Below are 26,435 nucleotides of genomic sequence, written 5' to 3'. Positions count from 1 at the left end.
CCTTCGGTGAGCCGTGCGGAAAGCGCTTGCCCGCCACCGGCTCGTCCGGTGCGCGCGTCATGCCGGACCGTCCTTCGGGGCGGGGTGCGGGAGGCGGGCGGACAGCCGCCAGGAGCCGGTGCCGGCCGGGCCGGCGTCCAGATGGCCGCCGAGCGCGGTGACGCGTTCGCGCAGGCCGACCAGACCGTAGCCGGAGTCAACGGCGGCGGCCCCGGCGGCGCCCGCGCCGTTGGTGACCTCGACCCGGGTGGCGGGCGGCCGGTAGTCGACCCGGACCTCCGCCGCCGCCCCGTCCGCGTGCTTGCGGGCGTTGGTCAGCGCCTCCTGGACGATCCGGTACGCGGCCAGCCGGTGCGTGGTCGGCGCGTCCGCCGCCCGGCCGGTGACGGTCAGCGCGACCTGCTGCCCGGCCGCGCGGGCGTCCGCCACCAGCGCGGCGACCTCGCGGACGGCGGGCGCGTCGGCCGGCCCGGCGTGCGGGTCGTGGAGCGCGCCGAGCACCTCGCGCAGGTCGGTGAGCGCCTCGACGGAGGTGGTGCGGAGCATCGCCAGCCGGTCGGCGACCGGGCCGGGCAGCGCGGTGCCGCGGGTGGCGAGGACGCCGGTGTGCAGGGCGATCAGGCTGAGCCGGTGGGCGAGGACGTCGTGCATCTCGGCGGCGATCCGGGACCGTTCGGCGGCGCGCGCCGCGTCCTCCCGCAGCCGGGCCTCCACCCGCAGCTGCTCGACCTGCCCGGCCAGGGTGTGCACCAGTCGGCGCCGGTTGCCCTGCCACAGGCCGAGCACCAGCCCGAACAGCAGCACCGTCAGCGTGGACAGCCAGCGCTGCCCGACCCACACCGAGGCGGCCCGCACCCCCGCCAGGTTTCCGGCCAGCGCGAGCGCCGCGCACAGCAGCGCGAGCCGGGTCCGCCGCGCCACCGCCAGGTCGAACATCACCACGGCGAGCAGCAGGTCGGTCAGCCAGCCCCACCACGCGGTGACCGCGACGGCCGCCAACGGCGCGACGGTGAGCCGCAGTCGGGGGACCGCCAGGATCAGCGCGCACACCGTCGCCGCCACGGTCACCGTCAAGTGCCGGTGTCCGTCGCCGAGTTTGGCGCCGTTGTTGTCGATCGCCGCCACCAGGAACGCCAGCACCGCCGCCCGCCCCAAGGTCGCCCACAGCGGGCTCCGCCACCACCTCACGACGTCCATGCTAGGCAGCCTGCCCGGCTCGCGGAATCGACGAACGGCCGTTCCCACCACCGACTTTCGTCGGTCCGGACGGCCGCCGCACGGCGGATCTGCCGCGTCCTCACGGTTCCTAGCGTCGAAGCCATGACCGAGCAGACCTCTCCCCCGCCGCGGCCCCGGGCCGACGGCTGGGCGTTCCTCCGTGAAGCCGTCCGCGACCTGCGCACCACCGGTGCGGTCGCCCCCAGCAGCCGGGCCCTGGCCCACGCCCTGGCCGCCCCCGTCCGGGCCCGTGCCCCGCACCCGATCGACGTCCTGGAGGCCGGCGCGGGCACCGGCGCCGTCACCCGCGTCCTGCTGCCCCAACTGCCGCGCGGCGCCCGCCTGGACGTGGTGGAGGCCAATCCGCGCTTCGCCGACCGGCTGCGCGACCTGGTGGCCGCGCAGAGCACGACCCGGGTGACGGTGCACCAGGCGTACGTGGAGGAGCTGGCCACCGACCGGCGCTACGACGTGATCGTCTCCGGCCTGCCGCTGACCAACTTCACGCCCGCCCAGGTCGACCGCATCATGGCCCGCTACCTCGAACTGCTGCACCCGGGCGGCACGTTGACCTGGTTCGCCTACCTCGGCACCCGCCGCGCCCGAGCGATGTTCGCCACCCGCGCCGAGCTGCACCGGCACGCGGCGGTCGACCGCGCGATGGCCGCGCACCTGCGCGGCGGCCGGACCGAGTGCCGCACCGTGCTGGCGAACCTTCCCCCGGCCCGGGTCTGGCAGCTGCACCCGGATAATTGAATGAGCGTCAATCTCCTTGCCCAACAAGGGCCCTGACCCGGGGCACCACCTCCTCGCCGACCCGGTACGCCTCCTCCAGGTGCGGGTAGCCGGACAGCACGAACTCCTCGATGCCCAGGGCGTGGTACTCGGCGAGCCGGGCGGCGACCTCGTCGTGCGAGCCGACCAGGGCGGTGCCCGCGCCCTCCCGGACCAGGCCGATGCCGGCCCACAGGTTCGGGGCGACTACCAACTCCCGTCCGGTGCCGATGCCGTGGCCGTGCAGAGCGGCCATCCGGGCCTGACCGGTGGAGTCCATGGCGGCGAACCGGGCCTGGCTGGCCCGCACCGCCGCCGGGTCGATCCCGGCGAGGATCCGGTCGGCCTCCGCCCAGGCCTGCTCGGCGGTGTCCCGGCTGATCACGTGCAGCCGCAGCCCGTACCGCAGCGTCCGCCCCTGCCCGGCGGCCAGCGCGCGCAGCCGCCCGATCCGCTCGCCGATCGCCGACGGCGGTTCGCCCCACAGCAGTTGGACGTCGGCGCGGCGGGCGGCGACCTGCTCGGCGGCGGGCGAGGCGCCGCCGAAGTACAGCGGGACGGGGTGCTCGACCGCCGGATCGACCAGCTGCGCGCCCTCCAGGTGCAGGTGGGCGCCCCGGTGGTCGACCCGCTTCCCGGCCAGCAACTCCCGTAGCACGGCCATCAGTTCATCGGTCCGGGCGTAGCGCTCGTCGTGCGCGAGCCGGTCGCCGTACGCGCGCTGCTCGGCGGGGTCGCCGCCGGTGACCACGTTCAGCCGGAGCCGTCCGCCGGCGAACCGACGGAAGGCGTCGGCCTGTTGGGCGATCAGGGTGGGGCTGGCCAGACCGGCCCGGAAGGCGATCAGTAAGCCGATCCGGCCGGTGTGCCGGGTGAGCGCCGCTCCCAGGATCCACGGGTCGACGCAGCCGAGTCCGACCGGGGCGAGCAGCGAGACGAACCCCGCCTGCTCGGCGGCCTGCGCGACCTGCGCGAGGTATCCGACGTCGGCGGGCCGCCGGGTGGCGGCGCCGGTCCGGCCCTGCACGGCGGTGACGCCGCCGGGGTCGCGGCCGTCCCCTCCGGTGGGCAGGAACCAGTGGAACACGGGGGCGCGGTCGGACAACGGATCGATCCTCTGCTGCAAGACGGTGCGCGGCACCGCCGGGGGCGGTCGGGACGCGGGGGCGGACGGTCGCACGGCGGCCGGGACGCGGGGGCGCCGCCGCGGAGAGTCGCGCGGCGGGCGAGGGAGGACGGGCGGTCGCTCAGGAGCGGCGACAGGCAGCGGAACACACCCGGAGGAGGTCGATGTGCCCCCGGGTGGTCAGGAAGAGTCGCTGTGGCACGCCCGGAAGTTACCACGTTCGCGCAGCGCACGGCGTCCTCGTCCGGCGCACCCCCTTGACCCCGCCCGGTACGGCGCTATCGTCTCCCTCGGCATCCGGTCTAGACCTATGGCCGTCTCCCGGCCCGCCCCATCGGCGTCGGGAGGGATCGCCCTGACCCCACATCAGGAAGGCACGGAAATGAAGGCAAACAGAAAGGTGACCGCCGCGATCGGCGCGCTGGTCGCCCCGCTGCTCGGGCTGACCCTGTCGGCCGGCACCGCCAGCGCCCACGGCTGGGTCACCGACCCGGCCAGCCGCCAGGCGCAGTGCGCCAACGGCGTCGTGGTCTGCGGGCAGATCAAGTACGAACCGCAGAGCGTCGAGGGCCCGAAGGGCCTGTTCAGCTGCAGCGGCGGCCACTCCGAGTACGCGGAGCTGGACGACGACTCCAAGGGCTGGCAGGTCGCCAACGTGTCCTCCACCCAGACCTTCAGCTGGCACCTGTCGGCCCGGCACGCCACCGCGAACTGGCAGTACTTCATCGGCAGCCAGCTGATCGCCCAGTTCTCCGGCAACAACGCCCAGCCCCCGGCGGACGTCAGCCACCAGGTGAACTTCGGCAGCTACACCGGCCGGCAGAAGGTCCTCGCGGTGTGGAACGTCTCCGACACCGCCAACGCCTTCTACTCCTGCATCGACGTCAACATCGGCGGCACCGGCGGCGGCACCCCGGGTGGCGGCAACGGCAGTTGCACGGCCGCCGCGTGGGACCCGGCCCGGGTCTACAACAGCGGCGACGGCGCCTCCTACGGCAACCACAACTGGCGCGCCAAGTGGTGGACCCAGGGCGAGCAGCCCGGCTCCACCGGCCAGTGGGGCGTCTGGGAGGACCTCGGGGCCTGCAAGTAGCCCCGGCGAGCAGTCCCGGCTCGATGTGACACGACGACCGCCCGGCGGCTCCCTGTGGGGGAGGGCCGCCAGGCGGTCCGGTGGTCAGGCGAGCCCGCCCAGCGCGTCCCGCAGCTGGGCGCGCGCCCGGATGCCGAGCTTGGCGAACACCTTCCGCAGGTGGTAGCCGACGGTGCGCGGCGACAGGTAGAGCCGGGCGGCGATGTCCCGGTTGGTCAGTCCCTGGGCGGCGAGTTCGGCGATCCGGCGCTCCTGCGGGGTGAGCGGCTCCTGCGCCGCCCCGGCGTCGGCGGCGGGCACCTCCGCGCCGGCCGCCCGCAGTTCGGCGGCCGCCCGGTCGCGCCACGGCCCGGCGTCCAACCGCCGGAACGTCTCCAGCGCCGCGCCGAGCAGCGGACGGGCCTCCGCGGACCGCCGCCGGCGCCGCAGCCACTCCGCGTGGTCCAGCTGGACCAGCGCCCGCTCGAACGGCCAGCCGGCCCCGGCCGGATCGGCCAGCGCCGCCCGGAAGTGCCGCTCCGCGTCCTCGCCCTCGGCCAGCAGCGCCGCCGCCCGCTCGACGATCGCGTGCAGCCGCGGCGAGCGGTCGTCGCCGAGGTCGGGCTGGACGGACTCGAACACCGCCCGGGCGTCCGCGACCTCGTCGGCGTGCACGGCGGCCGCCGCCAGATCGCCCAGGTAGTACAGCGAGGCGTGGTAGTGCACCGGCCGGGGCCGGATGTCCCGCGTGAACAGCGCCCGGACCTGCCGGTACGCCTCGGCGTGGTCGCCGGCCGCGGTGGCCGCGATCGACAGCGCCACCCGGTGGCGCACCTGCAGGGCCAGCGAACGGCGCAGGTCGACGCCGCGCACCGCCGCCTCGGCCCGCTCCCGGGCCGCCGGGTCGCCCTGCCGGGCGTCCAGGGTGGCCTGCAGGATCCGGGTGCCGACGGCGGACAGTTCCGCGCCCGCCTCGGCGGCCATCCACAGCGTGTCCTCGGTGCTGTTGCGGGCCGCCGTCCAGGCCCCCGACTCGTACTGGGCGAGCGCGATGGCCTGCGAGACGGTGGCGTTGGTACCGGCCGTGCCCGCGCGGCGCAGATGGTCCAGGGCGCGGCCGAGCAGCTCCACGGCGAGCGCCGTCTCGTCCATGCACCAGGCGGTGCCGCCGAGGACGGTGAGGGCGCTCAGGTCGTCCTCCCCCATCGCCGCGTTCGCCGCCGCGAGCAGCTCCAGCGCGCGGGCGCGGCCGGTGTGCGGGGCGGTGGCGGCCGCGATCCAGGCCTGGCTGTTCGGTTCGGGCAGGTCCGCCAACCGCTCGGCCAGCCGCCGCAGTTCGGCCCGGTGGAACGGGTCGCCGGAGGCGAAGGCGGAGGTCGCGGCGATCCCGAGCGCCGACAGCGCGGCGTCCGGCAGCGCCGCCACGTGCTGCTCGGCGACGGCCAACAGGGTCTCCAGCGCCGCGTCATGACGGAGCGTCAACCCGAGCGCCCAGCCGGAGAACACGCCCGCCTGGGCCCGCAGGTCCGGCCGGTCGGTGTACCCGGGCACCCGGGCGGTCAACTCGCCCACCCACTGCGGGTGTCCGCCGAACATCGCGGACCGGGCCGCGGCCAGCAGCCGCTGACAGCGCAGCTCCGGATCGGGCGTCAGGTCGGCGGCCCGTTCCAGCGCGGCCGCGGCGGCGGCGTGCCCGCCCCGGCTGCGGGCGCGTTCGGCGCTGGCGGCGAGCGCGTCGGCGACCTCCGCGTCCGGGCCGGTCGCGGCGGCCGCCAGGTGCCAGGCCCGCCGGTCCGGTTCATGGACGAGCGCACCCGCCAGCGCCAGGTGCGCGGACCTGCGCTCGGTGAACGACGCCGCTCCGTAGATCGCGGACCGGACCAGCGGGTGCCGCAACCGCAGCAGACCGTCCTGGATGCGGACCAGCCCCGCGCGTTCGGCGGGCTCCAGCGCGCCCAGGCAGTCCAGGCCGCCGGCCGCGCCGACCACGTCCGACAGCTCGCCGGTGTCGGTGGCCGCGGCGAGCAGCAGCGCCCGCCGGGTGTCCGCCGGCAGGTCCGGCAGGTCCGCTGCGAACAGGTTCTCCAGCCGCTTCGTCAACGGCAGCGCCCTGCTGCCGCCGGACTCGACCCGGCCGTGGGCGAGGGCCCGGCTGAGCTCCACCAGCGCCAGCGGGTTCCCCGCCGCCTCCTGAAGGATCCGCGACCGCGCCCGGCCGCACGGCGGAACCGGCTGGGCGTCCAGCAGCAGCCCCGCCGAGGCCCGGTCCAGCGGCCCGGCGGTCACCTGCGGGAAGTCCCGGTCGAACCGCAGCGGGACGGTGTCCTCCCGGGCCGCGGCCAGCAGTGCGGCGGCCTCGCCGTCCAGCCGACGGGCGATGAAGGCCAGCAGGTCCAGCGAGCCCAGGTCCAGCCACTGGAGGTCGTCGACCACCAGCAACAGCGGCCGCCGGGCGGCCGCGTCACCGACCAGCGTCGACACCCCGACCCGCAGGTGCAGCGGATCGACCGGCTCCCCCGCCCCCGCCCCGATGCCGAACGCACCGCGCACGGCCCGCCGTTGGCTCTCCGGCAACCGCCCGGCACCGGACAGCAGCGGCCGCACCAACTGGTGCAGCCCGGCCAGGCCGATCCCGTGCTCACTCTCACTGCCCCGGGCCCGCAGCACCAGCGCCCCGCCCGCGGCCGCCCGGTCCGCAGCCCGGTCCAGCAACGAGGTCTTCCCGGCGCCGGGCTCACCGGTCACCACCAGCACCGACGACCCCCGGCCCGCACCGACCGCCGACTCCACCAACTCGGCGATCTGCGCCCACTCGGCGTCCCGGCCGAGCAACGACTGCTCCCCCGGAACCTGGGGGCGACCGGCCCCCGAAACCTCGGACGGCCTACGCAGGCCCCCCGATCCGGTGCCGGCAGGGGCGGTCGTCACGTCGCTGACCTCGTCGTTCCACTGATCCGTCAAGTCCCGCCCATCCTGCCACGCGACACCCCGCCCTCCGTCACGCGGCCGCCGGGGGCATCCCGAACCGCTCGGCAGCCACAGCCCGGACGGACCCAGGTACGCGGCCCCCGACCACCGTCAGCCGGCCTGCACCCCCGCGAGCCGGGCGTCGGTGCGGGCCTGCCACTGGGTCGGGGTCAGGCCGTAGGCCTCGCGGAAGACCCGGCTGAAGTGCGAGGGGCTGGCGAAGCCGAAGCGCCCGGCGACGACTGCGACCGGGACTCGGCGGTGGGGCGGCCGGTCGAGTTCCTGGCGGCAGGCTTCGAGTCGGCGGTGGCGGATCCACTGGCCGACGGTCGTGCCGTCCTGCTGGAACAGCTTGTGGAGGTAGCGGACCGAGATGCAGTGGGCGCGGGCGACGGACTCCGGCGACAGGTCGGGCCTCGTCAGGGCCCCCTCGATGTGGGCCCGGATCCGGGTGAGCAGCGCGGCGGAGCCGCCCGACCGGCCGGGGGCGTCCTCGTCCAGCAGGTCGGTGATCAGGAGTGCGAGCAGGTCGGCGGCGCTGCGGGCCAGTCGGATCCGGGCCAGCGGGACGAGGCCGTCGGAGTGCGCGGCCAGCGTGGCGAGGAACTGCGAGGCGAGCGAGCCGACGCCGGTGGAGCCGGGGGCGTGCAGGGCGCCGGCGGCCCGTACCTCGGCCGCGGAGATGCCCAGTGCCTGGCACGGCACCCGGAAGACCCGGCTCGCGCAGTCGGCGCCGCGCAGCAGGTTGACCGGGTGCGGGCCGCCGCTGATCACCAGGTCGCCTGCGGCGACGGGCAGTTCGCCGTGCGGGCGGCGCAGGACCGCTCCCCCGGCCAGGTGCAGGGTGACGTGGACGCAGTGCGCGTCGTCGGCGCCCTGCGGCACGGGCAGCAGGTCGAGGCGGCCGCTGCCGGAGCCCGCCGCCGGGGCGGTGGTCGAGGGTTCGGTGGGGGCGGACAGGAGTGCGCCGGTGCCCGAGTGGTGCATGGGAGGGTCCCATCGTGTCGTTCCGAAGGTGGATGCGGCCTCGCTCCGGGAAAGTTCGACCACGTCCGATCGGTGCGGGATCGGTGCGTCGAACGTTCACGCCGTGCAGTGGGCGGGCCGGGCGAGGAGCGCGCCGGTCGGAGTCCGTCCGGGCTGCGTCGCGCCCCCTCGCTCTGCGACATTCCTACCGGGCCACTCCGGCGCCGGCCAACCACCCACCCGCCCGAGCCCGCGACTCGCCGGTCACCTGCCGGCGCACCAAAACCTGCTCTGACCTGCACCGATGCCACCCGGAACGAGGCCGGGGCCCGGACGGCGCCACCACCGACGACTGGTCATTCGACCGATGCCCGACCGGACGCCAAAAGCGACGCCCCCGGCACCGGAAGACCGGCACAGGAGGCGTCGCCCTGTTCACCCGAGGTCTCAGCCGCGCAGCTTGGCCATCAGACCGGCCCACCAGCCGCGCCGCTGCTCCGGCACGACCGGCGCGGGCGCGGCCGGCGGGACGGTCGCGGCGGGCGGGGTGTGCGGCGCGGGCTCGGGCGTGGAGACGACCGGGGCGCTGGTGGTGGTGGTCGGGTCCTGCGGCTGGAACGCGACGCGCGGGGTGAAGCGGGCCGGGAGTTCCGTCAGGTGCCGCGACATCCAGTTGCCACGCCACACCAACTCCTTCTCCTCCACGGCGAGTTGCAGGTCGGGAAGGCGGGTGAGCAGGATGTCGATGCCAGTCTCGGCGATGGCCCGGCCGATCTCCTGGCCGGGGCACTCGTGCGGGCCGCTGCCGAACGCCAGGTGCGAGCGGTTGCCGAACAGCGGCTGGTTCAGGTCGGGTCGCACCGCCGGGTCGGCGTTGCCGGCGGCCAGGCCGATCAGCAGCATGTCGCCGGCCTTGATGTGCCGGCCGCCGAGCTCGGTGTCCCCGGTCGCCCAGCGGCCGGGGACCAGCATGAACGGCGGGGAGTCCCACAGCACTTGGTCGAGCGCGTCGGGCAGGGTCATCTGGCCGCCGGACAGGTGGGCGCGGAAGCGGCCGTCGGTGAGGACCATCTTCAGCGTCTCGGCGATCAGGTTGATGGTGGTCTCGTTGGCGGCCAGCAGCACCGAGCGCACGTGCTGGAGCACCTCGTCCTCGGTGAGGCCGGACGGGTGCTGCATCAGCCGGGTGACCAGGTCGGCTCCGGGGTCGGAGCGCTTGCGGTCCATGGTGCGGCGCAGCGACTCGACCACGTACTCGTTGGAGGCGACGGCGGTCTCGGTGCCGCGGACCAGGTCGCGGGCGGCCTCGACCAGCCGCGGGCCGTACTCCTCGGGCATGCCGACGAGCTGGGTCATCACCAGCATCGGCAGGTGTTCGGCGAACTCGGAGACCAGGTCGACCTTGCCGATGGAGCCGAACTCGGCGATCAGCTGGTCGGCGAAGCGGGTGACGTAGCGCCGCATGCCGCGCCGGTCGAAGTTGTTGAGGCCGTCGGTGACGGCGGTGCGCAGCCGGCGGTGCTCCTCGCCGTCGACGAACGAGCAGGTCGGCTGCCAGGCGATGACCGGCAGCACCGGGGAGTCGGGGGCGACCCGGCCCTCCTGGAACTCGGTCCAGCGCCGGGAGTCGCGGGAGAACCGGGACGGGGTGCGCATCGCGGTGAGGTTGGCGGAGTAGCCGAGCACCAGCCAGGCCGGCAGGTCGCCGTGCAGCAGCACGGGCGCGACCTCGCCGTGTTCGGCGCGCAGCTTCTCGTACAGGCCGGCCGGGTCGGCTTCGGCCTCCGGCCCGAACAGCCGCCGCAGGTCGTCCTGTTGGAGGGGAGTGGCGCCGTGGGCCGGGCAACCCGGCGGGGGGACGGCGCCGTTGTACGTGCGCTCTTCGGGGATCACGGAAGTTCTCCAGGAGATCGGGACGGTGCGGGGCGTCAGCCGACGGGCTGGGCGGCGAGCTCGTACAGGTAGCGCATCAGGGCCATCAGCACGTCGCGGCTGGACTCCCGGGTGCGGGCGTCGCACTCGACGATCGGGACGTGCGGCGGCAGGTCGAGCGCCGCGCGCAGTTCGTCGAGCGGGTAGGCCGGGGACTCGGGGAAGGAGTTGACGGCGACGACGAACGGCACGCCGCGGTCCTCCAGCCGGCCCAGGACGTCGAAGCTGACCTCCAGACGGCGGGTGTCGACCAGCACGACGGCGCCGAGCGCGCCTTCGAACAGGCCGTTCCACAGGAACCAGAAGCGTTCCTGACCGGGGGTGCCGAAGACGTACAGCACGAGTTCTTCGCTGATGGTGATCCGGCCGAAGTCCATCGCGACGGTGGTGGAGCTCTTGCGTTCCACCCCGGCCAAGTCGTCGATGCCGACGCCGGCCTCGGTCATGGTCTCCTCGGTGGTCAGCGGGCGGATCTCGCTGACCGAGCCGACCAGGGTGGTCTTGCCGACCCCGAAGCCGCCGACGATGACGACCTTGACGGCGGCCGCCACCGTGGCCGGGAGCAGTTCGGCCTCGCGCGGCCCGCGCACCGGCTCAGAGCCGCTGAAGTCCATGGATCACTGCCTCCAACAGGGAAAGGTCGGGAAGGGCTGCCGCCGGGATGGGGGCGCGGGCCTCGATCTTGTGCGTGCCGAGCAGCTCGGACAGCAGAACGATGACCAGGCTGTTCGGCAGGCTCAGGTATGCGGAGATCTCGGCCACCGACAGCGGCGAGCCGCAGATCCGCAGGATCGCCGCGTGCTCGGGCTGCATGGTGGGTTCGGGCCGGGAGCGGGCGACGACCAGCGTGACCAGGTCGAAGTCCGTCACGGCGTGTTGCCGGTCGCGGCCCCGGGTGATCACGAAGAACCGCTCGGGGCCGACCTCTTCCCAGTTGCTCATCGGAGTCCCCGACTCACGCGAGTTGTTCGCCGGTGCGGACGGGTGTGGTGAGGTGCTCGCCGATCCGGGCCACCAGGTCCCGCATCCGTTGGCCGACCAGTCCGGCGTCCACGCCCTCGTCGGCGAGGACCGCGAGGAACGCCCGGGAGCCCGCCGCCATCAGGTAGAAGAAGCCGCCGCCGACCTCGATCACCACCAGTCGCATCCGGCCGTCGCCGTGCGGGAACTCACTGCCGACCGCGTGCGCCAGGCTCTGCAGTCCGGCGCAGGCCGCGGCCAGCCGGTCGGCGGTGTCCGGGTCGGTGCCGTGCTGGGCCAGCCGCAGGCCGTCGGCCGACAGGACGATGGCGTGCCGTGCGTGCGGGACGCTCTCCGCGAGGTCCCTGAGCATCCAGTCCATGTTGGTCCGTTGCTGAATCACTTCTCGCCTTTCCCTGCTGACTCTTCACTGGCGTGGCGGCCGTCCGACGGATCGCTGGGCGTGCTGCCGTTGACCCCGTCGGTGAACGCGGCCAACCACAGGCCGGGCTGGACCGGTTCGGCGGCGGGCGCGGGCGCCTGCCGTCGGGGGGCCGACCCGCCCGGGCGCAGCGGCGCGGCGTGGCGGCGGCGCTGCGGCAGGCCGTTGGCGGTGCGTTCGGTCACCACCGGGTAGTCGTCCTCGGCCGGGGACGGCGCGGGCACCCGCGGCCGGCTTTCGGCGGGCGGGAAGGCCGCAGCGGCGGCGAATCCGCCGGACGGCGTGTGGGTCGCGGTCGGCTGCTCGGCCGGCGGGCTCCACACCGGGTTCTCGGGGTGCTTGGGGTGCTGCTGGATCACGGACGGGTGGCCGGTGGCCATCCGACCGATGCCGTGCGCGCGGCTGGGCGCGGGCGCGGTGGTGATGTAGCGCTGCGGGACGATCAGCACGGCGCGCACGCCGCCGTACGCGGACGGGCGCAGCGAGACCTGGAAGCCGTAGGCGCGGGCCAGTCGGCCGACGACCGCGAGGCCGAGCCGCGGGGTCTCGCCGAGGTCGTTGAGGTCGATGCCGGACTGGGCCTCCTCCAGCATCCGCTCGGCGCGGGCCCGGCCCTCCTCGCCGAGGCTGAGGCCGCCGTCCTCGATCTCGATCGCGATGCCGGTCTGCACCTCGACCGCGGTGAGGTGGACGTCGGTCTGCGGCGGCGAGTAGCGGGTGGCGTTGTCGAGCAGTTCGGCCAGCGCGTGGATCAGCGGTTCGACGGCGGGGCCGACGACGGCGACCTCGGAGACCGGGTGCAGTTCGACCCGGCGGAAGTCGAGGATGCGGGAGATGCCGCCGCGCAGCACGCTGAACAGCGGGACGGGACGGCTCCACTGGCGGCCGGGACGGGCGCCGCCGAGCACCGCGATGGAGTCGGCGAGGCGGCCGATCAGCGCGTTGCCGTGGTCGAGGATCAGCAGGTCGTCGAAGACCGCGGGCAGGTCGCCGTGCCTCTCCTCCATCTGCCGCAGGTCGAGGGCCTGGCGGTGGACGATCGCCTGGACGCGGCGGGCGATGTTCACGAACGCGCGCTGGGCGGACTCGCGCATCGCCTCCTCGTTGTCGACGGCGTCGAGGACGGCGCGCAGCACGGCGTGCCGGGCCTCGTGGAAGTCCTCGCCGGCCTCGGCCAGGTGGCGCTGCTCGTAGGAGCGGAGCACGTCGGTGATGAACTCGCCGCGCTGGAGCCGGTCGACCGCCTCGGGCAGTTCGTTCTTGGCCAGGTCGAGCATGCCGGCCTGCTGACGGGCCAGCCGGGCGCGCAGTTCCTCGCCCTGCCGGGCGCCGTCCGCGAGGGCCTGTTCCAGGGCGCCGCCCCGGTGGGCCGCCGCGAAGCCGACCGCCGCCACCGTCAGGGTTCCCACCAGACCGCACAGCAGGATTCCCGAGATCGACTGTCCGGGCCCGGCGGTCTTGGCGAGGGCCACCGTCACGCCGATCACGACCGCGGGCAGCAGGCCGACGAGTACGGCTGCGGGCAGCCGGGTTCCTGGCGACGATCCGGGTCGAAGCATCGGTGTCCTCATACGGTCAAAGGGATGGGAACGCGGGTCCGGGCGGTGCGGCGGGGCCCGGGCGCGAAGCAGCATAGCCGGTGCACGACAGCTCCGACGGTTCGTCAGCATCCCGTTCCACCAGCAGAGTTGTGCCGGTCGACGGAGGTGTCGAACACGCGGCGGAAAGGTTCGTGCGCCCCTCGCCGGGGCTCTTAGGCTTGTCGCACCGGGCACCCCACAGCAGCCTCCCGGCCCGGATTCACCCGGACGAGCGGCAGTCGCGGCGTTCCTCGCACGGCAGGCCCTGTGATGGTGCTAGGGCCGCGCTCGAAGACCGACAGCGACACGGCCCGCGCCTCCGGACAGGAGGAACGAGCCTTAAGCGGCATATTACTGACGGATGATCAGTTCGTCATATTCATGCCGGGCGTTCACGCGACACACCGAACCTCCGCGCCGGACGTCCGGACGACTTTCACCACCTCTCCGCCCACCGGTGGGCCGCACCTCACCGCCGGTTCACCCCGCCGGGTAGGCAGCCTTGCGTCCCGCCCGCCGAAGCTCCGGAGGCCGCCGTGCCCGACTCCCAACTCCCCTCGACCGACGGCACGTTGCCCGGACGTCGCGCCGTGCTGCGCACCGGCCTGGCCACCGGCGCCGTCGCCGCCGTCGGACTGGCCGGATCCGCCGGGCGGGCGCACGCCGAGACGCCCTCCGACGATCAGGTGCTCACGCTCACCGGCCGACTCCTCACCGGCGCGCCCGACTTCGTCTACCTTCCCGTCGAAGTGCCGCGCGGCGTACGGGAGATCGCGGTCTCCTACTGCTACGACCGGCCCGCCGTCCCGCCCGGCACCCCCGGGAACTCCTGCGACATCGGCATCTTCGACGAGCGCGGCACCGCCCTCGGCGGCGACGGCTTCCGCGGCTGGTCGGGCGGCTTCCGCACCGAGTTCAGCCTGTCCCGCGAGGCCGCCACGCCCGGCTACCTGCCCGGGCCGATCAACCCCGGCACCTGGCACGTCGTCCTCGGCCCGTACCAGGTCGCCCCCGTCGGGCTGACCTACACCGTGCAGGTCACCCTCCGGTTCGGCGCACCCGGCCCGGCCTTCACCCCCGCCTACCCGCCGGAGCGGGCCCGCGGCCGCGGCCGGGCCTGGTACCGCGGCGACTGCCACCTGCACACGGTGCACTCCGACGGCCGCCGCCTGCCCGCCGAGGTCGCCGCCGGAGCCCGCGCCGCCGGCCTCGACTTCATCGTCTCCACCGACCACAACACCTCTTCCTCGCACGGCAGTTGGGGACCGCTGGCCGGACCCGACCTGCTGATCGTCCCCGGCGAGGAGGTCACCACCCGCAACGGCCACTGGCTGGCCCTCGGCCTGACCCCCGGCCAGTTCGTGGACTGGCGCTACCGGGCCCGCGACGAACAGTTCCCGCGCTTCGCCCGCCAGGTCCACCGGTCCGGCGGCCTGGTCGTCGCCGCCCACCCCTACTGCCCCTACGTCGCCTGCCAGTGGAAGTTCGGCTACCAGGACGCCGACGGCGTCGAAGTGTGGAACGGCCCCTGGACGTACGACGACGAATCCGCCGTCGACACCTGGGACGCCAACCTCGCCACCGCCCTGCGCGAGGGCCGCAACTGGCTCCCCGCCCTCGGCAACAGCGACGCCCACAGCGCCCCGCAGGTCATCGGCGCCCCGCACAACGTGGTCCTCGCCGACGACCTCCACCGCACCGCGATCCTGGCCGGCCTGCGCGCCGGCCGCTCCTGGATCGCCGAATCCGCGGCCGTCCAGCTGGAGTTCACCGCCACCGGCCACGGCCGGCAGGCCGGCATCGGCGAGCGCCTCACCGTCCCCGCCGACGCCCCCGTCGACATCCGACTCGCCGTCTCCGGCGTCCCGAACGGCACCGTCCGCCTGATCACCGACGAGGGCCAACTCCACCAGGAGTCCCTCCCCGCCACCGGCACCGGCACCGGCACGATCACCTGGCGCACCACCGCCTCCCTGGCAACCTACGTCCGCGCCGAAGTCCGCCACCCCAAGCCCGACGGCACCCCGGGCAAGGGCAACTCCATGGGCCCCGACCTCCCGTGGGGGCCGATGGCGGCACTCACCAACCCGATTGCGCTGCACGTCTTCTGACGATGCGTCACTTTCAATCGAGAGTCGGACGAGGGCGACGTCGCGGCCGAGGCCGACGGCAGAGCGCCGCCCGGGGCGACAGTGGGCAGGCGGAGCGGCCGGGCCAACGGACGGCCGTCGGCCCAAAGACATGGTCGCCAGGCGGAGGGCCTCGTCCTGCGCACCCCGCACCCCCTCCGACCGCCGCAAGAACGCCGTCACCGTCACCCCGGAGGGCACGGCCGTCCTCACCCGCCGCTGACCCGGCTCCACGAAGCCTGATCCCATCCGCGCTCGCCATCGGGCCCCGCCCTGGGGGCCCGATGGCGCCGCTCCCGGCGCTACGTCAGCTCCACCACCTTCCGCCCGCAGCGCAGGAACACCCGCCGCTGCGCACTCGCGCCCGCCAGCTCGTGGGTGCCGAGCACCACCAGCAGGCGCTCGTCGGCGTCGGCACGGGACAGCGGCACGGTGTGCTGCCCGCCGTCGAGGCGCTCCACCACCAGCTTCAGGCCGCCCGCGTCGGCGACCCGGCGGACCTGGTTGAGGCTCGGCAGCTCGCCGCTGACCTTCACCAGCAGTTCGGCCGGTGTCGCCGCACCGTGCCGGGCCGCGTCCACGGCGGGCAGCGGGCCGGCGTCGGAGAAGCGGCGTTGTGAGAAGCGGGCCCGGAAGGCGTCCCGGGCGGCGAGGGCGGCCGGGGCGCCGTGCACGGTGGCGGTGACGGCGGCGGCCAGCAGGGTCTTCACCGCCATCGGGTGGCGGCGGCCGTCGGCAGCCTGGGCGAGCAGCAACTCGACTTCCTCGTCCAGGAGTTCAGTGAGCAGTCGGAGGTAGTCCGGGAGCAGCCGGTCCGCGCAGGCCATCAGTCGGCCGAACATCTCCTCGGCAGGGAAGGACAGTCCGACGTAGTTGTTCTTGGACTTGCTCATCTTGGCGCCGGTGCCGTCGGTGCCCTCGATCAGGCCCGTCGCGAGCACCACCTCCGGCTGCTGGCCGTGCACCGTCTGCACCCGGCGGCACATCTGGAGGTTCAACAGCTGGTCCAGGCCGCCGAGTTCGATGTCGGCGACCAGCTCGACCGAATCAAGCGCCATCACCACCGAGTACACCAACTCGGCCAGCGTCAGCCCGCTGCCCTCGGCCAGCCTGGTCCGGAAGTCCTCCCGCTGCAGCGCCGCCGAGGCGGGCAGCCGGGACAGCACGCCGAGGAAGTCCGGCAGCGTCAACGGGCCCAACCACTCGCTGTTGAACCGGAATTCGGCCCGCTCGAAGTCGAAGAACGGCCCGACCTGCTCGCGGTAGGTCGCGACATTGCGCGTCACGTCCTCGGCGGTCAGCGGCGGCCGCTCCGCGCTGCGCCCGGACGGGTCGCCGATCCGCGCCGTCACGTCCCCCACCAGGAACACCACCCGGTGGCCCATCCGCTGCAGGCGACTGGCCAGGATCATCGGCACCGCGTGCCCGAGGTGCACCTCCGCCCCCGTCGGGTCGATCCCGTACTTCACCGTCAACGCCCGCCCCTGCCCGAGCAGTTCGGCCAACTGCCGGTCACCCGGCAGCACGGCCGCCGCCCGCGCCCCCAGCAGCTCGGCCTGCCGCTCCGGGGCCAGCTCGGAGAGATCCGCGCGCTGCCGCTCCGCCAGCACCTCCAGCAGCCGGCCGAGCGCCGGACCCTCCCTGAGCTCGTCCTCCTTCTCGATCAGTTCACTCATCAGCTCGATGCTGCGGTCGAATGCGGTGGCGGCCATGGCCATCCTCTCGGGGTACAGGAACAACGGACGATCGGACGCACCCGCCCCGCACAGAAAGCACCACCAAAACGACGACCGCACACCGCACCCGCGCACAGGCAGGCAGGTTTCACCACAGGTCGTCCAAGAATCCGGAGGCCCGGCCGCCGCTACTTCAGGCAGGCCGGAGGGCGGTGGGGACCGCCACTAATATCGCTTCACCACGCGAAACCTCCGGGAACAGGAAGCGGCAGAAGCCCCTCGGCTCCACCGCGAGCCCCCATCCTGCCTCATCCCCGCACCTGCCCGCACCTGCATTTTCTCCCGCCCACCCGCGAGCGGTCAGCGACGCCCGGAAGAGAATCGGCAGACGGAGCGTCAACTCCGGTCGGCAGTCCGGCGATCGGCACCCGAGCTCCGTTCGGCAGTCCCGCGATCGGCACCCGGTGCCGGCTTCGGCAGCACGATGACGGCGCGGCCCGACCCCAGATCGACGATCGAGCGGGGCGGAGCGGCGTCCCCCTCCTCGTCGCGTCGCATCGCCTCGCTGGAGCGTTCCTCCAACTCGGCCGCCTTGCCGGTGTTCACCGAGCCGGTGAAGACGTCCAGGGCCACGGTGGACGTCGAGGACAGTCCGACGAACCGGCCCGGTCGCCTGCGGTACCGCGCCGGGACCAGGCCCGAGCCGGCCAGCCGTCGCACCGCTCGGGAGGCGACCAGGAACATCACCAACGCCAGCGCCAACCCCGGCAGCGTGAGAGAGAACGCCAGAACCACCGACCCGCACCCCCGTCCGCACGACCCCCTCGAATCGCGCACCGACCGGCCAACGACTCGCGTCCGCCCGGGAGTTTCCCGATCACGACCGCCGTGCGGACCCGCCGCTGCGGCGGCGGGCGGGACACCTCCGGGTGTCTCGTCTTGGCACGCCCTCGCCCCCCTGCCATCGTGGGCACATCATCTGCTTGTCGGTTTGTCACCGAGGGAGGATGCATATGACCGCACCGGTGCTGACGGTGGACCAGGTGGTCGACCGGATGGCGAAGCTCGCGGCCGAGCTGCCCGTCGCGGACGGGGTCGCCGTGTTCAACGCGATGTACCTGACCGTGACCCGCCTGGTCCGCGACCATCTCGCGGTCGCGTACTTCGACGACCCGGCCACCATGGCGGAGCTCGATGCCGTGTTCGCCGCCCGCTACCTGACCGCCGTGGACGACGACCGCGCGGGGCGGCGGCCGGCGGCCTGCTGGCGGCCGCTGTTCGAGCTGCGGGCCGCCGCGAACGTCCACCCACTGCAGTTCGCGCTCGCCGGAATGAACGCCCACATCGAGAACGACCTCCCGCTCGCCGTCCTCGACACCTGCCGGCTGACCGGCCGCACCCCGGAGCAGCTGCACCCCGACTACCTGCGGATCAACAGCCTGCTGGCCGAGGTGGAGGCCCAGGTCCGCGCCACCCTGCTGCCGCTGCCGTCCGTCGGCGACCCGCTGCTGCACATCCTCGGCGTCTGGAGCATCGACCGGGCCCGCGACGCCGCCTGGGCGTCCGTCCTGGCTCTCTGGGAGCTGCATCGCCTGCCGCCCGCGTACCGCCTGGTGGCCGACGCGCTGTCGGGGTCGGTCGGGATGGTCGGCCGGGCGCTGCTCACCCCGCTCTCCGTCAACTGACGATGAACGGGCGGGCCCCCGCGGAGGGAGCCCGCCCGCGGCCGGGACCGTCAGGCCCAGCTGGAGTGCAGCGGCTTGCCCTCGGCGTAGCCGGCGGCGCTCTGCAGGCCGATGATCGCCTTCTGGTGGAACTCCTCCAGGTCGGCCGCACCGGCGTAGGTGCAGGAGGAGCGGACGCCGGCCACGATCGAGTCGATCAGGTCCTCGACGCCGGGGCGGGTCGGGTCGATGAACATCCGGGAGTGCGAGATGCCCTCCTCGAAGAGGGCCTTGCGGGCGCGGTCGTAGGCGGAGTCGTCGGCGGTGCGGTTGCGCACGGCGCGGGCCGAGGCCATGCCGAAGCTCTCCTTGTACTGGCGGCCGTCGGCGGTGGTCTGCAGGTCGCCGGGCGATTCCAGGGTGCCGGCGAACCAGGAGCCGACCATCACGTTGGACGCGCCGGCGGCCAGCGCCATCGCGACGTCGCGCGGGTGCCGGACGCCGCCGTCGGCCCAGACGTGCTTGCCGAGCCGGCGTGCCTCCGCGGCGCACTCCAGGACGGCGGAGAACTGCGGCCGGCCGACGCCGGTCATCATCCGGGTGGTGCACATCGCGCCGGGGCCGACACCGACCTTGAGGATGTCCGCGCCGGCCTCGACCAGGTCGCGCACACCGGCGGCGGAGACCACGTTGCCGGCCACGATCGGGACCTGCGGGTCGAGCCCGCGGACCGCGCGCAGCGCGGAGATCATCGACTCCTGGTGGCCGTGCGCGGTGTCCACCACCAGCACGTCGGCGCCGGCCTCCAGCAGGGCCTTGGCCCGGCCGGCGACGTCGCCGTTGATGCCGACGGTGGCGGCGACCCGCAGCCGGCCGGCGTCGTCCACGGCGGGGGTGTAGAGGGTGGCGCGCAGCGCGTTCTTGCGGGTGAGGATGCCGACCAGGGTGCCGTCGGCGGCGACCACGGGGGCGAGCTTGCGGTGCGCCTCGTTGAGGCGGTCGAACGCGTCGCGCGGGTCGATGTCCTGGTCGAGCAGCAGCAGGTCGCGGGACATCACCTCGGAGAGGCTGGTGAACCGGTCCACGCCCTGGCAGTCGCCCTCGGTGACGACGCCGACGGGCTTTCCGCCCTCGACCACGACCAGCGCGCCGTGCGCGCGCTTGGGCAGCAGCGCCAGGGCGTCGGCGACGGTGTCGCCGGGGCCGAGGGCGAGCGCGGTGTCGTGCACCAGGTGACGCTGCTTGACCCAGCCGATCACCTCGGCGACGACGTCGATCGGGACGTCCTGCGGGATGGCGACCAGGCCGCCGCGGCGGGCGACGGTCTCGGCCATCCGGCGTCCGGCGATCGCGGTCATGTTGGCGACGACCAGCGGGATGGTGGTGCCGGTGCCGTCGTGGGAGGAGAGGTCGACGCCCTGCCGGGAGCCCACTGCGGAACGGCTGGGGACCATGAAGACATCGTCGTAGGTCAAGTCGTACGCGGGCTTGAGGTCATTCAGGAAGCGCATGAAGAGGCTCTCTGGCTGGGGGAGGAACGTTTCACCGGGGGTGCGGTACGGCGGTGCCGTGCGGCGCATCTCGGGCGCGCCGCACCCAGCGTTCAATCCTTATGGATTCCCCGATCCAGGGCCAGCTAACGAGCGAATCCTGAAGATCGACACAACCGGAGGTCCGTCCTTCCACAAACGGTTTGGAGGAAGCTACAAGATCGTGGCGGCGAGACGGCGCCCTTCGGCCAGGAACGCCGTGGTCGCCGACAGATCGCCCAGCTCGGCGAGGGTGCGGGCGGCGCCGAACGGGGCGTTCCAGAACGCGCCGCTGCGCGGCGTCGGCGGGCCGACGTACGCGTACGGCTCGGCCAGGAAGTCGTCGCCCGGCGAGAGGCCGTAGTTCACGCCGTCCACCGTCACCGCCAGGTCGAAGTGCTCGGGCCACAGCACCGGATCGGCCTGCGCGAACAGCGCCCGCAGCGCCGCGTCGCCGTGCGCGAAGCAGGCGGCGACGGCGTCCGCGCCCGCCGCGTCCAGTTCCAGCGGCTGGTCGAGCGCCACGCCCGAGCCGTCCCGGTACAGGCCCTCCGGTCGGCCCGCGACGATCCCGACGGCCGCGCCGAGTTCCGCGCAGCTCACCCCCGGAAGGTCCAACGCCCGCCCGGCGGCGATCAGTTGGGCACTGCGGACGCGCAACCGCGGCTCGAAGCGGGTGGCGAACCCGCCGGGATACGCGCGCAGCCGGACGGTGCCCGCGAGCCGGTACTGCGGACCGGCCAGCAGGTGCTCGGCGACCGCGTGCAGCGCGGTACGGGCCTTGGCGAACCGCTGCGCGTCCATACCGCCATCCTCGCGCGCGACGCGGGCCGTGGCCAGGGGCGACGGTCCCGGATCGGTCACTGTCCCGGCCGGACCAGGCCGGTCTCGTAGGCGAGCACCACCGCCTGGGCCCGGTCACGGAGGGTGAGCTTGGCGAAGATCCGGGCGACGTGGGTCTTCACGGTGGCCTCGCTCAGCGTCAGCCGTTGGGCCAGTTCACTGTTGGACAGGCCGCCGCCGAGCATCGTCAGGACCTCCAACTCGCGGGGCGTCAGCGCCGCCAGGTCGCGGTGCACGGCCGGGGCAGGATCGGCGGGGTCGGTGCCGAACGGCCGGTCGGCGGCGAAGCGTTCCACCAGCCGGCGGGTGATGGAGGGTGCGAGCAGCGCGTCGCCGGTGTCGACCAGCCGGACGGCGGCGGCCAGGTGAGCGGCCGTCACGTCCTTGAGCAGGAAGCCGCTGGCGCCCAGGGCCAGGGCGGCGTAGACGTAGCGGTCGAGGTCGAAGGTGGTCAGCATCAGCACCCGGCAGCCCGGCTGCCGGGCCAGCACCCGGCGGGCCGCCTCCAGGCCGTCCAGCACCGGCATCCGGATGTCCATCAGCACCACGTCGGGGCGCAGCCGGGCGGCCAGCGCCACCGCCTCGGCGCCGTCGGCGGCCTCGCCGACCACGTCGATGCCGCGGGCGGTGAGGATCAGCCGGAAGCCGGTGCGGATCAGCTCCTGGTCGTCGGCGATCAGCACCCGGGGCGAAGGGGCGACGGGCGTGCTCATGCGCCCGCCAGCGGGATCCGGGCGCGCACCCGGTAGCCGCCGCCGAGCCGGTGCCGGGCGTCCAGGTCGCCGCCGTACACCGCGACCCGTTCGCGCAGGCCGAGCAGGCCGCGGCCGGCGCCGTCCGCCCGGCGCCGGGGAGTCGGGGCGGCGCCGTTCAGCACGCTCGGCCCGCTGTTCAGCACCTCCACCCGCAGGCAGCGGTCGGTGTAGCGCACCGTCACCTCGGCCTTTCCGCCGTCGCCGTGGCGCAGCGCGTTGGTCAGCGCCTCCTGCACGATCCGGTAGGCGGCCAGGTCGATGCCGGCGGGCAGCGGGCGCGGCTCGCCGGAGATCCGCACCTCCACCGGCAGCCCGGCGAAGGCGATCCGGTCCACCAGTGCGCCGAGCCCGCGCAGGCCGGGCTGCGGCGCGAGGTCGGTGTCGTCCGGGTCGCTGCCGTCCGCGGCCGGGGCGAGCAGGCCCAGCAGGTGGCGCAGCTGGGTCATCGCGTCCCGGCCCGCGCCCTCGACCGCGCCCAGGGCGTCGGCGGCCGCCTCCGGCATGGTCGCCAGCACTTCGCGGGCCGCACCGGCCTGCACCACCATCAGGCTCACGTTGTGGCTGACGATGTCGTGCAACTCGTGGGCGATCCGGGCCCGTTCGGCGTCGACGGCGGCGCGGGCGGCGCTCTCCCGCTCGCGCTCCAGCAGCCAGCCGCGGTCCTCCAGCGCCTTGCGGTGGCGCCGGCGTTCGCGCAGCAGCGCGACGCCGAGCCAGCCGGCGGCGGCCAGCGCGGCCAGCAGCGCGCCGACCAGCAGACTCCCCCGATACCCGTGCACGGCGTCACTCTGGCAGAGCCGCCGGTGGGCGCGCATCATCCGCCGGGTCCAGCGCCGTACATCCCCGGGATGACGGCGGCGCGGGGTTGCATCCGGGGAGGGACGCCGGGGCCCGGCGGGGTCGGGCAGGCTTCGGTGCCATGACGGAACAGGGCAGGCGGGAGGGCGTGGTCGTCCGGTTGGGCGACGTGCGCGGGGAACCGGGCAGGCAGGGGGAGGTGGTCGTCCGACTGGACGGCGTGCGCAAGGAGTTCGGCGAGACCGCCGCGCTGGACGGGGTCTCGTTGGAGATCCGGGCCGGCGAGGCGGTGGCGGTGATGGGGCCCTCGGGCTGCGGCAAGTCCACGCTGCTCAACATGGTGGCCGGGCTCGACCGGCCGAGCGCGGGCCTGGTGGAGGTGAACGGCGAGGACCTCGGCCGGCTGACCGAGACCGGGCTGGCGCTGTACCGGCGCCGCCGGATCGGCATGGTCTTCCAGTTCTTCAACCTGATCGACGACCTGCCGGCGCTGGACAACGTGGCGCTGGCCGCCCAGTTGACCGGCAGCTCGGCCGCGCAGGCCCGGCGGCGGGCGCTGGAGCTACTGGACGAGCTCGGCATCGCCGACCGCCGCGCGGTCTACCCGGCGGCGCTCAGCGGCGGCGAACGCCAACGGGTGGCGGTGGCACGAGCCTTGATGAACCGTCCGGCGCTGCTGCTCGCGGACGAGCCGACCGGTGCGCTGGACAGCCGGGCCGGCGAGCAGGTGATGGACCTGCTGATCGACCTCAACCAGATCGGGCAGACCCTGCTGATGGTCACCCACGACCAGCGCCTGGCCATCCGCTGCGCCAGTCGGCTGATCGAGCTGGCCGACGGCAAGGTGGCCCGCGAGAGCGCCCTGGAGCGGCCATGAGCACGCACAACTCCGGTACGACGCGGGACGGGTGGGCCGGATGAGCGCCGTCTGGCAGGCGTCCCGCGCCGCCGTGAGACGCCGCCGCCTGCAGACCTTCGTGATCGGCCTGGTGGTCTTCCTCTCCGCCACCGCCCTGGTGGTCGCGCTCGGGCTGATCGACGCGGCCGGCGCCCCGTTCGACCAGGCCTTCGGCGCCCAGCACGGCGCCCATCTGACCGCCGTCTTCGACCCGGCCAAGGTCACCGAGGACCGGCTCGTGGAGACCGCGAAGCAGCCGGGCACCACCGCCGCGGGCCCGTTCGGCCAGACCCACGTGGACCTGGAGGACCCGACCGGCGACCTGCCGGAGCAGTCCGCCACCCTGGTCGGCCGGGCCGACCCGGGCGGGCCGGTGGACCGGCTGGAGGTCTGGAAGGGCCGCTGGGCCACCGCGCCCGGCGAACTGGTGCTCGCCCTGCCCCGTGGCGCCCGACCGCCGGACACCCTGATCGGCTCCACCCGCGCGGTGGCCAGCCGCGGCAGCCTCACCGTGGTCGGCGTGGCCACCAGCGTGACCGGCTCCGCCGACGGCTGGGTGACGCCCGCCCAGCTGACCGCGCTCCACCCCACCGCCGTCCAGGTGCTCTACCGCTTCTCCCGCGCCGGCTCGACGACCGAACTGGACGCCGCCCGGGAGGCGGTCACCCGGCAGCTGCCGCCCGGCTCGCTGGTCGCGGGGCTGTCCTGGCTGAAGGTGAAGGAACAGGCCGGCCGCGGGGCCACGCTCTTCGTCCCGCTGCTGATGACCTTCGGCGTCGTCGGCCTGGTCGTGGCCGTGCTGATCGTCGGCAACGTGATCGGCGGCGCCGTGGTCTCCGGCTTCCGGCACATCGGCGTGCTGAAGGCGATCGGCTTCACCCCGAACCAGGTGGTCGCCGTCTACCTGACGATGCTCTCCGTACCGGCCGTGGTCGGCTGCGTGCTCGGCACCGTGGCCGGCAACCTGGCGGCCGTCCCGCTGGTCACCCTGTCGCTGCGCGGCGTCGGCGGCTCGGCCTACGTGATCAGCCCCTGGACGGACGCCGTCACCCTGCTCGGCCTGCCCGCCGTGGTGGTGCTGGCCGCGCTGGTCCCGGCGATGCGCGCCCACCGGCTCTCCGCGGCCCGGGCGATCAGCGCGGGCAGCGCGCCGCGCACCGGCCGGGCGCTGCGGATCCAGCGCCGCCTGGCCGGCGCCCGGCTGCCGCGCTCCGTCAGCCTCGGCCTGGGCCTGCCGTTCGCCCGGCCCGGCCGCACCGCACTGACCCTGGCCGCCGTGATCCTCGGGTCCGCCGCCGTCACCCTGACCACCGGGCTGACGAGCACCATGACCGCGTACGGGGACGCGGTGGAGCACGCCGGGCAACGACGGGTCGAGATCGACTCCGGCCAGCGCCGGATGAACCGGACCGCGCCGAACCTGACCAACCCGGAGATCGAGGCGAAGCTGCGCCAACTGCCCGGCGTGGAGCGGGTGATGACCGACTCGTACCTGATGGCGCAGCTGGTCGGCGACCCGCAGCCGGTCATCGTGAACGCGATGCGCGGGGACTCCGAGCAGCTCGGTCCGCTGCTCCTCAAGGGCCGCTGGTTCGCCGGCCCCGGCGAACTCGTCGCCTCGGCCGGCTTCCTGCACCAGCACGGGTTCGCCGTCGGCGACCGGCTGACGCTCGCCGTGGGCGACCGGCAGGGCGAGCTGACCGTCGTCGGCTCCTGCCTGATCTCCGCGCCCGACCTGGTGTTCGCCGACTGGCAGGGACTGCAGGCGATCGCCCCGGACAGCAAGTCGCTCGACCGGTCCCCGCAGTACGTCGTCCGGCTCGCGTCCGACGCCGACCCGGCCGCCTTCAAGACCGCCGTCAAGGCCGTCGACCCCGGGCTCTACCCGAACGCCGGGACGACCGTCAACGCCGGTTCGGTGGCGGTGATCAGCACCTCCGGCATCCTCACCCTGCTGCTCGGCGCCGTCACCGCGCTCGGCGTCTTCAACACCGTGGTGCTCAACACCCGGGAACGCCGCCGCGAGCTCGGGGTGTTCAAGGCGATCGGCATGACGCCCCGGCAGGTGACACTGATGATGGTCACCTCGATGGCCGCGGTGGGCCTGGTCGGCGGACTGGTCGGACTGCCGCTCGGCGTGCTCGCCCACCGCCTGCTGGTGACGGGCACCTTCGGCCTCGCCGGGATCGAACTCCCCGACCGGATGATGCACGTCTGGTCGCCCGCCACGCTGGCCGCGCTCGGCCTCGCGGGCATGCTCATCGCGGCGGCGGGCGCGCTGGCACCGGCCCGCTCGGCGGCCCGACTGACCGTCGCCGAGGTGCTGCGCAGCGAGTGAGCGTCTCCCGGTCCCGATGGCGACGGCCGCTGGGACCGGGAGCGGGCTGCGGCCCCGGTCGGGGTGGGCACCGCCCCGTCGGTCGGATCACGGGCCCTCAGCGAGGGTCCCTGCGCATGCACCAGGTGCGCGGGCCGTCGCCGGGGAGCCGGACCTCGGCGGTGACCCGGAAGCCGAGGCGCTCGTAGAACCGCACGTTCGCCTCACCGGAGGTCTCCAGGAACGCCGGACATCCGGCGCGCCCGGCCTCCTGGATGCCGGGAAGCAGCACTGCGCTGCCGAGGCCCTTCCCCTGGACCTCGGGTGCGGTCGCCACGGTCTCCAGGAACCATCCCGGTTCCCGGGGCCGGTACGGGGCCATGGCCTCGTCCGCAGCGACCGAAGCGGCCATCCGGTCGCCGCTGAGTTCGCCGAGGATCGGCCCGAGCTCGTCGAGGACGGGCGACGGGTCCTGGCCGGGGACGGCCCAGACGGCCACGGCGCGGCCCTCCTCGGCGACCCAGACCCGGCCGTACACCATGCCGATACGCGTCAGGCACAGCTCCTGGTAGCGCCGGATCCGCTCCTCGTGACCGTCCGCCGCGATCACGTGCCGTGTGAAGGGGTAGTCGGCGAAGGCCCGGGCGAGGGTGTCGACCGCAGTGGGAACGTCGCCATCGGAGATGGGACGCACGGAAGGCGCGTTCCGGGACATTTTCACCGTTCGATCCTGACAGCGGGCCGGTTCCTCGACAAACGATTTCGGCCGGACGCCCGGCGGCGTCGGGC

22 protein-coding genes are annotated in these 26,435 nt (G+C 74.3%); 6 read left to right on the top strand and 16 right to left on the bottom strand.

Annotated elements, in window-relative coordinates; all coding sequences use genetic code 11:
• Positions 1 to 57: 57 nt before the first annotated feature.
• On the bottom strand, positions 58 to 1,197 hold the full coding sequence (locus ACI1MP_RS31380) for a sensor histidine kinase (RefSeq protein ID WP_380333662.1): 1,140 nt from the start codon (positions 1,195 to 1,197) through the stop codon (positions 58 to 60).
• 123 nt (positions 1,198 to 1,320) lie between these two features.
• Here ACI1MP_RS31380 and ACI1MP_RS31375 point away from each other — a divergent pair, with 123 nt between their 5' ends.
• Positions 1,321 to 1,974 (top strand): class I SAM-dependent methyltransferase, encoded by a 654-nt coding sequence (locus ACI1MP_RS31375; RefSeq protein ID WP_404870062.1) that lies wholly within the window; start codon positions 1,321 to 1,323, stop codon positions 1,972 to 1,974.
• Between the two features lie 7 nt (positions 1,975 to 1,981).
• Here ACI1MP_RS31375 and ACI1MP_RS31370 read toward each other — a convergent pair whose 3' ends face one another.
• Positions 1,982 to 3,097, bottom strand: a complete 1,116-nt coding sequence (locus tag ACI1MP_RS31370; protein ID WP_404870061.1) for an LLM class flavin-dependent oxidoreductase — start codon at positions 3,095 to 3,097, stop codon at positions 1,982 to 1,984.
• A 403-nt stretch (positions 3,098 to 3,500) separates the two neighbouring features.
• Between ACI1MP_RS31370 and ACI1MP_RS31365 the strand changes: the two genes are divergently transcribed.
• The gene (locus ACI1MP_RS31365; protein ID WP_380333665.1) at positions 3,501 to 4,211 is read left to right on the top strand and encodes a lytic polysaccharide monooxygenase; all 711 of its coding nucleotides are present in this window, start codon (positions 3,501 to 3,503) and stop codon (positions 4,209 to 4,211) included.
• An 84-nt stretch (positions 4,212 to 4,295) separates the two neighbouring features.
• On the opposite strand, the gene ACI1MP_RS31360 is transcribed toward ACI1MP_RS31365, so the two are convergent.
• The 7 genes from ACI1MP_RS31360 to ACI1MP_RS31330 form a co-directional block, all read right to left on the bottom strand.
• Positions 4,296 to 7,022: an ATP-binding protein gene (locus tag ACI1MP_RS31360; RefSeq protein WP_404870060.1), complete on the bottom strand. Its 2,727-nt coding sequence runs from the start codon at positions 7,020 to 7,022 to the stop codon at positions 4,296 to 4,298.
• 246 nt (positions 7,023 to 7,268) lie between these two features.
• Entirely contained in the window at positions 7,269 to 8,144 is an 876-nt protein-coding gene (locus ACI1MP_RS31355) for a helix-turn-helix domain-containing protein (RefSeq protein WP_404870059.1), read from the bottom strand.
• Between the two features lie 426 nt (positions 8,145 to 8,570).
• Positions 8,571 to 10,016, bottom strand: coding sequence for a cytochrome P450 (locus ACI1MP_RS31350; protein ID WP_404870058.1), 1,446 nt, complete (start codon positions 10,014 to 10,016; stop codon positions 8,571 to 8,573).
• A gap of 35 nt (positions 10,017 to 10,051) precedes the next feature.
• Positions 10,052 to 10,669, bottom strand: a complete 618-nt coding sequence (locus ACI1MP_RS31345; RefSeq protein WP_380333669.1) for an ATP/GTP-binding protein — start codon at positions 10,667 to 10,669, stop codon at positions 10,052 to 10,054.
• Positions 10,650 to 10,997, bottom strand: a complete 348-nt coding sequence (locus ACI1MP_RS31340) for a DUF742 domain-containing protein (protein WP_043908365.1) — start codon at positions 10,995 to 10,997, stop codon at positions 10,650 to 10,652. Before ACI1MP_RS31340 ends, ACI1MP_RS31345 begins: the two co-directional genes overlap by 20 nt.
• A 13-nt stretch (positions 10,998 to 11,010) precedes the next feature.
• Positions 11,011 to 11,418 (bottom strand): roadblock/LC7 domain-containing protein, encoded by a 408-nt coding sequence (locus tag ACI1MP_RS31335; RefSeq protein ID WP_083462070.1) that lies wholly within the window; start codon positions 11,416 to 11,418, stop codon positions 11,011 to 11,013.
• Positions 11,415 to 13,016 (bottom strand): sensor histidine kinase, encoded by a 1,602-nt coding sequence (locus ACI1MP_RS31330; protein WP_189275520.1) that lies wholly within the window; start codon positions 13,014 to 13,016, stop codon positions 11,415 to 11,417. The genes ACI1MP_RS31335 and ACI1MP_RS31330 overlap by 4 nt, the downstream gene beginning before the upstream one ends.
• A gap of 557 nt (positions 13,017 to 13,573) precedes the next feature.
• On the opposite strand from ACI1MP_RS31330, the gene ACI1MP_RS31325 reads away from it, so the two are divergent.
• Entirely contained in the window at positions 13,574 to 15,148 is a 1,575-nt protein-coding gene (locus tag ACI1MP_RS31325; protein WP_404870056.1) for a CehA/McbA family metallohydrolase, read from the top strand.
• A gap of 320 nt (positions 15,149 to 15,468) precedes the next feature.
• Here ACI1MP_RS31325 and tyrS read toward each other — a convergent pair whose 3' ends face one another.
• Both tyrS and ACI1MP_RS31315 read right to left on the bottom strand, forming a co-directional pair.
• Positions 15,469 to 16,878, bottom strand: a complete 1,410-nt coding sequence (gene tyrS / locus ACI1MP_RS31320; protein WP_404870055.1) for a tyrosine--tRNA ligase — start codon at positions 16,876 to 16,878, stop codon at positions 15,469 to 15,471.
• Between the two features lie 360 nt (positions 16,879 to 17,238).
• Positions 17,239 to 17,637 carry a DUF6191 domain-containing protein gene (locus ACI1MP_RS31315; RefSeq protein WP_404870054.1) on the bottom strand — a complete coding sequence of 133 codons (399 nt, stop codon included), beginning with the start codon at positions 17,635 to 17,637 and terminating at the stop codon, positions 17,239 to 17,241.
• Positions 17,638 to 17,855: 218 nt separating this feature from the next.
• Here ACI1MP_RS31315 and ACI1MP_RS31310 point away from each other — a divergent pair, with 218 nt between their 5' ends.
• Positions 17,856 to 18,527 (top strand): DUF5995 family protein, encoded by a 672-nt coding sequence (locus tag ACI1MP_RS31310; protein ID WP_404870053.1) that lies wholly within the window; start codon positions 17,856 to 17,858, stop codon positions 18,525 to 18,527.
• 50 nt (positions 18,528 to 18,577) lie between these two features.
• On the opposite strand, the gene ACI1MP_RS31305 is transcribed toward ACI1MP_RS31310, so the two are convergent.
• The 4 genes from ACI1MP_RS31305 to ACI1MP_RS31290 all read right to left on the bottom strand — a co-directional run bounded on the left by ACI1MP_RS31305 (position 18,578) and on the right by ACI1MP_RS31290 (position 22,412).
• Complete coding sequence (locus tag ACI1MP_RS31305) at positions 18,578 to 20,017, bottom strand: GuaB1 family IMP dehydrogenase-related protein (protein WP_404870052.1); 1,440 nt, start codon at positions 20,015 to 20,017, stop codon at positions 18,578 to 18,580.
• Positions 20,018 to 20,209: 192 nt separating this feature from the next.
• Positions 20,210 to 20,839: a hypothetical protein gene (locus ACI1MP_RS31300; RefSeq protein WP_100585181.1), complete on the bottom strand. Its 630-nt coding sequence runs from the start codon at positions 20,837 to 20,839 to the stop codon at positions 20,210 to 20,212.
• A gap of 56 nt (positions 20,840 to 20,895) precedes the next feature.
• Entirely contained in the window at positions 20,896 to 21,591 is a 696-nt protein-coding gene (locus ACI1MP_RS31295) for a response regulator (RefSeq protein ID WP_404870051.1), read from the bottom strand.
• On the bottom strand, positions 21,588 to 22,412 hold the full coding sequence (locus tag ACI1MP_RS31290) for a sensor histidine kinase (RefSeq protein WP_380333677.1): 825 nt from the start codon (positions 22,410 to 22,412) through the stop codon (positions 21,588 to 21,590). The genes ACI1MP_RS31295 and ACI1MP_RS31290 overlap by 4 nt, the downstream gene beginning before the upstream one ends.
• Positions 22,413 to 22,552: 140 nt before the next feature.
• Between ACI1MP_RS31290 and ACI1MP_RS31285 the strand changes: the two genes are divergently transcribed.
• Together ACI1MP_RS31285 and ACI1MP_RS31280 are read left to right on the top strand one after the other, a co-directional pair.
• A complete protein-coding gene (locus ACI1MP_RS31285; RefSeq protein ID WP_404870050.1) occupies positions 22,553 to 23,308 on the top strand; it encodes an ABC transporter ATP-binding protein in 756 nt (251 codons plus the stop codon).
• 40 nt (positions 23,309 to 23,348) lie between these two features.
• The gene (locus tag ACI1MP_RS31280; RefSeq protein ID WP_404870048.1) at positions 23,349 to 25,667 is read left to right on the top strand and encodes an FtsX-like permease family protein; all 2,319 of its coding nucleotides are present in this window, start codon (positions 23,349 to 23,351) and stop codon (positions 25,665 to 25,667) included.
• Between the two features lie 97 nt (positions 25,668 to 25,764).
• Here ACI1MP_RS31280 and ACI1MP_RS31275 read toward each other — a convergent pair whose 3' ends face one another.
• Entirely contained in the window at positions 25,765 to 26,361 is a 597-nt protein-coding gene (locus tag ACI1MP_RS31275) for a GNAT family N-acetyltransferase (RefSeq protein WP_380333693.1), read from the bottom strand.
• Positions 26,362 to 26,435 lie beyond the last annotated feature (74 nt).

Source organism: Kitasatospora griseola, from assembly GCF_044999035.1.
Lineage (GTDB): Bacteria > Actinomycetota > Actinomycetes > Streptomycetales > Streptomycetaceae > Kitasatospora > Kitasatospora griseola.
The sequence above is the reverse complement of the archived record's forward strand: the minus strand, read 5'-3'. Positions and strand labels throughout refer to the sequence as shown.

What these genes read in the sequence shown, in the direction of transcription:
- ACI1MP_RS31305 (WP_404870052.1), bottom strand. Translation starts at nt 20,017, where the DNA reads ATGCGCTTCCTGAATGACCTCAAGCCCGCGTACGACTTGACCTACGAC.
- ACI1MP_RS31285 (WP_404870050.1), top strand. Translation starts at nt 22,553, where the DNA reads ATGACGGAACAGGGCAGGCGGGAGGGCGTGGTCGTCCGGTTGGGCGAC.
- ACI1MP_RS31275 (WP_380333693.1), bottom strand. Translation starts at nt 26,361, where the DNA reads ATGTCCCGGAACGCGCCTTCCGTGCGTCCCATCTCCGATGGCGACGTT.
- ACI1MP_RS31380 (WP_380333662.1), bottom strand. Translation starts at nt 1,197, where the DNA reads ATGGACGTCGTGAGGTGGTGGCGGAGCCCGCTGTGGGCGACCTTGGGG.
- ACI1MP_RS31310 (WP_404870053.1), top strand. Translation starts at nt 17,856, where the DNA reads ATGACCGCACCGGTGCTGACGGTGGACCAGGTGGTCGACCGGATGGCG.
- ACI1MP_RS31340 (WP_043908365.1), bottom strand. Translation starts at nt 10,997, where the DNA reads ATGAGCAACTGGGAAGAGGTCGGCCCCGAGCGGTTCTTCGTGATCACC.
- ACI1MP_RS31330 (WP_189275520.1), bottom strand. Translation starts at nt 13,016, where the DNA reads ATGCTTCGACCCGGATCGTCGCCAGGAACCCGGCTGCCCGCAGCCGTA.
- ACI1MP_RS31345 (WP_380333669.1), bottom strand. Translation starts at nt 10,669, where the DNA reads ATGGACTTCAGCGGCTCTGAGCCGGTGCGCGGGCCGCGCGAGGCCGAA.
- ACI1MP_RS31300 (WP_100585181.1), bottom strand. Translation starts at nt 20,839, where the DNA reads ATGGACGCGCAGCGGTTCGCCAAGGCCCGTACCGCGCTGCACGCGGTC.
- ACI1MP_RS31295 (WP_404870051.1), bottom strand. Translation starts at nt 21,591, where the DNA reads ATGAGCACGCCCGTCGCCCCTTCGCCCCGGGTGCTGATCGCCGACGAC.
- ACI1MP_RS31365 (WP_380333665.1), top strand. Translation starts at nt 3,501, where the DNA reads ATGAAGGCAAACAGAAAGGTGACCGCCGCGATCGGCGCGCTGGTCGCC.
- ACI1MP_RS31375 (WP_404870062.1), top strand. Translation starts at nt 1,321, where the DNA reads ATGACCGAGCAGACCTCTCCCCCGCCGCGGCCCCGGGCCGACGGCTGG.
- tyrS (WP_404870055.1), bottom strand. Translation starts at nt 16,878, where the DNA reads ATGGCCGCCACCGCATTCGACCGCAGCATCGAGCTGATGAGTGAACTG.
- ACI1MP_RS31280 (WP_404870048.1), top strand. Translation starts at nt 23,349, where the DNA reads ATGAGCGCCGTCTGGCAGGCGTCCCGCGCCGCCGTGAGACGCCGCCGC.
- ACI1MP_RS31355 (WP_404870059.1), bottom strand. Translation starts at nt 8,144, where the DNA reads ATGCACCACTCGGGCACCGGCGCACTCCTGTCCGCCCCCACCGAACCC.